At 51.3% G+C, this 4772-nt stretch carries 4 protein-coding genes; 2 read left to right on the forward strand and 2 right to left on the reverse strand.

Translation table 11 applies throughout. From position 1 onward, the window contains the following. The first annotated feature begins 188 nt into the window (after positions 1-188). Entirely contained in the window at positions 189-884 is a 696-nt protein-coding gene (locus KKH67_15705) for an HAD family hydrolase (GenBank protein MBU1320621.1), read from the forward strand. Positions 885-921: 37 nt separating this feature from the next. Continuing rightward, positions 922-2457 carry a YifB family Mg chelatase-like AAA ATPase gene (locus KKH67_15710; protein MBU1320622.1) on the forward strand — a complete coding sequence of 512 codons (1536 nt, stop codon included), beginning with the start codon at positions 922-924 and terminating at the stop codon, positions 2455-2457. Between the two features lie 59 nt (positions 2458-2516). On the opposite strand, the gene KKH67_15715 is transcribed toward KKH67_15710, so the two are convergent. Both KKH67_15715 and KKH67_15720 read right to left on the reverse strand, forming a co-directional pair. Continuing rightward, a complete protein-coding gene (locus KKH67_15715) occupies positions 2517-4046 on the reverse strand; it encodes a DUF4020 domain-containing protein (GenBank protein ID MBU1320623.1) in 1530 nt (509 codons plus the stop codon). Positions 4047-4159: 113 nt separating this feature from the next. Then, positions 4160-4627, reverse strand: a complete 468-nt coding sequence (locus KKH67_15720) for a hypothetical protein (protein MBU1320624.1) — start codon at positions 4625-4627, stop codon at positions 4160-4162. Positions 4628-4772: the final 145 nt, after the last annotated feature.

Below are 4772 nucleotides of genomic sequence, written 5' to 3' on the forward strand. Positions count from 1 at the left end.
ACCTGTTTTGAGCGTAGAGCAGGTAAGTCTCCGTTCGCTACGCTCACTCCGACTTACCTGCTCTTGAACCATTCCTTTATCAACCTTTTTCCATTCTTCCCCCAGATCAGAAGGGGGGTACCTTTTACGTTCCGAGTCCCATGCAACGAAATGATTGATGTTTCGTCGGCTTATGCTTATACTACGGAATGGCAAATCCGAGAGTCAAAGCTGTTCTGCTCGATGTCGGGCAACCACTCGTCGAAGATTCATCGCTGGAAGAATACTGGAACCCGTGGTTGGCTGAATACCTATCGAAGCACTTCAGCAGGGAGATTACTCTGGAGGAGGTGCGGGAGAAGCAGGATGAAGGTATCGAATGCTATGCGCCGTCGATCTACTCCTACGTCATCTGGCAATATGTGAAGCCGGACAAGACGCTGTACAAATCGATACGATACGAACTAGATTCGCTCGACTATTCGAAATACCTGTTCGTCAGGCCTGAGGCGGTCGAAGTTTGCAGGGAGCTATCGAAGAGGTACACTCTCGCGATTGCAGCCAATCAGCCTCCGATGACTGCAAGAATACTGGACGATGCAGGGCTTCTGCGGTATTTTGAGTTCAAGACTATGTCGGGTGAGATGGCACACTCGAAACCTGATCTCAGGTTTTTCACACACATTCTGGATAGTATCGGCATGTCCGCATCTGATGCTGTGATGGTTGGCGACCGTCAGGATAACGATATCACTCCCGCAAAGATGCTCGGGATGCGCGCATTGCGCTGGAAAGGTGGCTTTTTCAAAGATCAGATCATCAGGCTTCCGAGCGAGGAGCCGGACGGCGAATTGACATCTCTGCACGAACTTCCGGAGTTAATCGAAAAGCTCCAGTCGAACTGATTCGCAAATAGACTACATTCATGAATAAGGGGATACTATGCTGGCGAAAATTCTCTCAGCGGCTGTGCTGGGTATTGATGCCTATACCGTGGAAGTCGAGGCGGATATTACTCAAATGCTGCCCGCTTTCACGACTGTGGGCCTTCCCGATGGCGCGGTCAAGGAATCGAAAGAGCGTGTCATGTCGGCGATCAAGAATTCCGACTTCATTTTTCCGAGCAAGAAGGTGACGATCAATCTCGCGCCAGCGGATGTTCGCAAAGAGGGATCTGCATTCGATCTGCCGATAGCAATTGGCATTCTGGCCGCGACCGGTCAGGTTATGCGCGAGGATTTCTCGGAAATCGTCGTAGTCGGTGAGTTGTCGCTCGATGGTTCACTGCGGCCTGTGTCGGGGATTCTCCCAATGGCTATGCATGTCGAGCAGTCGAAAAAAACCAGTATGATCGTGCCGGAAGAAAATGCCATGGAAGCTGCGATGGCCGATGGTCTCGATGTCTATCCGGTCAAGGATCTGCGGGAGGCTATCGACTTTCTCGAGAACGGCAAGGAAATTAAGCCGCACAAGATTGACATCGACAAGGTCTTCAATAGGGAGCAGGATTACAAGATCGATTTCTCGGATGTTAAAGGTCAGGAGGGCGCGAAACGTGCGCTTGAAGTAGCTGCCGCCGGTGGTCACAACATTATCCTGATCGGGCCGCCCGGGTCGGGTAAGACGATGCTCGCGCGACGGTTTCCGACGATTCTGCCGAATCTTACACTCGAAGAAGCGCTCGATACCACGAAGATTCACTCTGTCGCTGGCATTCTGCCATCGAACACGCCACTGATTGCGACGCGGCCGTTCCGTTCGCCGCATCACACGATTTCCGACGCCGGGTTGATCGGCGGGGGGCGGATTCCGAGACCCGGTGAAGTATCGCTGGCGCATCACGGCGTGTTGTTTCTCGATGAGATGCCGGAGTTTCGCAAGGATGTTCTCGAAGTGATGCGGCAGCCGATGGAGGATGGTCGCGTCACGATTTCGCGGGCGGCGATGTCGCTGACCTACCCGGCCCAATTCATGCTCGCGGGCGCGATGAACCCCTGCCCATGTGGATACCACGGCGACAATTCTCACGAATGCAACTGCACGTCGATGCAGATTCAGAAGTATATGTCGAAAATTTCGGGACCGCTTCTCGACCGGATCGACATTCATATTGAGGTACCGGCGGTGAAGTTCAAAGACCTGGCGTCTGAACCGTCGGGAGAGAAATCGAAATCGATCCGCGACCGCGTGAACAGAGCGCGCAAGATTCAGCTTGCGCGATTCAAGAATGAGGCTAAGATGTTTTGCAATGCTCATATGGAATCGCGCGATATTCAGTCATATTGCCCGATTGGTGAGGATTCGAAGGCGCTGCTGCGAATGGCGATCACCAAACTCGGACTTTCCGCGAGAGCCTATGATCGTATCATCAAAGTCGCGCGCACAATTGCCGATCTTGAATCGACGGAAAACATCCAACCCGCGCACATCTCCGAAGCCATCCAGTACCGCAGCCTGGACCGGAATTTGTGGTTGTGAGGGTGGGTTTCCCGCGCGGTGAGCCGTTAGAGACCTTTTCCTGACGGCTTAATGAATCCCTATTCCGATTCATCGAGGGATTCCCACAATCCCATAGCCTGGTTGCAGCCCAGCTCTGCTAACTCGTTGCAAAGTTCATCGAGCATATTCTTCTCGACGCCGTTGTTGCGTAGAGACTTGAGCAAGTCGATCATTTCCCCGCACAAATGCATGTTCTGCGGTGCTAGAGGGTGACTCTCGCCTTGCAGGAGGTGTAGAAACAGCGTCGCGGTCGGATGAGCATAATTGGACGAAAATCCATCTTCCTTGAGATGCCTATAGAAATGACGAGATGCAAACTCCACCTTCGGGAAACTGGCAGCAACTTCAACAGCCTGTTCAAACACCGGTCTTAGCTCTAGTATCCACTCGATCATACCGGCTGCCTCAACATCTCCGAGCGCGATAGGGATTCCATCTGCTCGTCGTGTACAATATGCTTTGAGCCATCGATCCCAAATACCTTTCCGATTGTCTTCCGAGACTTGCGACAGCATATATGAGAATTTCCACGTCCAGTTCCGCATGTCATTCTCCGACGATATGAATGGAATGAGGTGATCCAGCCAGTTGTCATCAAGTGGGTTGGGGAGAGACACGGCCATATTAGCCAGATGTTGCATAAGATGTTCGCGAGTCCTTTCAGGTTTGGCAGGGAACATCTCAGCAGCTTGTAGGCAGTAGGGTTTCAGGTACTCCAGCATTTCCCATCTGAGATCGCCCCAAGCAATGAACCCATGCCAACACTGTTCAGCTCTGGCCTTGTTCGCGTTCCAATCGAGCAGTGGCAGCGCATTCTCCACTGTCCACTTCCTATCGAGAGCGAACAGGAAGAGGATTTGACTCGCAAGCACAACACGTCCAAGCTGACACGAAAGGTCACTTCCCGCGACTATTGTACTAAATCGTTCTTTGTATTGGTCAGGAAGAAAGTCCGCTTCGTACCTGCCTATCTCGAGATACCGTGATATAGAATGCAGCCAGAAGAGGACAAGCTGTCCGGATGTGTCATTAATTGCATTTCCGAGCCAATCGCTCGACGCTTCCCTGGGCTCTCGATCTCCCACGAGATTCCAAAGTGCCTCCGCAGTGTCGTCGGCACGGCCGAGAATTGTCTTCGTCAGTCCACCTTTCATTTCCGCCGCATCCCAAAGAATGTTCGCTACAACGTTGTGGTGACGCTTTTGCACTTCTTTGCAGGAGAGGATGTCAAACAGCCTATTCCATCCTTCGGCATCAAAACCCATTTTCGGCCACGCATAGAGTAGAGTGCGCCACAAGTCTTCCTTCCACTCTTGCCTTTTGATCAACTCCTCTGCGAGATTAAGGCCCCATGTCGGTCGCTCCTTGGCTGCTTTTCCGACACGATCTAATAGCCCTTCGCGATGCGGTCCGCGGAAGTGATCCCCCCGAAATTCGAGCACATAGTCAATCAACTCTCCGATGTCCTTAGAAAGGATTTCGTCAGTTTCGATAGGTGATTCACCAGCTAGCCGTACAAGCGGAGACATGAAGTGATCCAAGTCTGGATTATCCCTCGGCTTGAACACTGGATTTTCCTGTTGTATCTGTTCGAACGATTTTTGGGCCAACTCACAATCAGGTGCGTGTACAGAAATCCAGTACAGCAGGTTATATATTTCGTAATGGTCATGCTTGTCGGTCAACTCTTCTGCACCTCCTCCGCTGCAGGTCCGCGCAGCGCGCTCCGAACCACCTCTTCTTGAATCTCTTTGGAGGCTGATGGAAGTACGTCTCTAAGCAGCATGAATATCTCATGTTTTAGACCATACTTGTAAAGCCATTCGTGTTCAAGCAGCCAGCGGAGCTTGTCATCATTCGCCATTTGAGGGCTGATCCTGACTGCATGTACGCTTAAACGCTGAAAGATCAAGATATTTGAAGCGGCCCACTGTCTCCAAAGCGACTCTGCGTATGATGGTTCATTGGTCAGCAAATAGTCTATGACATCCCGAATGTAGTGCACAATTTTCTCATAGCCATCAATGTGTCTGTCCTGTTCATGTTCCTCAATGGCAGACAGTCCCCAACTCAACTGGTCCCATCCAGGACCGAACTTTCCCACAGCATCGAGGTAAAGCACAGCCTTCCCGAGTTGCGATGAAAGCATAGATGCTAGTGTCCCGTCAACATGATATTATTGGGCATGTCATTGACTTCCGAAATTGTTTGCGCTATATTTGTGCAAACAAGGAGGTGGTCGATGAAAAAGTACATCGTTCGATTATCGAAGGAGGAGCGTGATAGACTGAAAC

The organism is Candidatus Zixiibacteriota bacterium (assembly GCA_018820315.1).
GTDB lineage: Bacteria > Zixibacteria > MSB-5A5 > JAABVY01 > JAHJOQ01 > JAHJOQ01.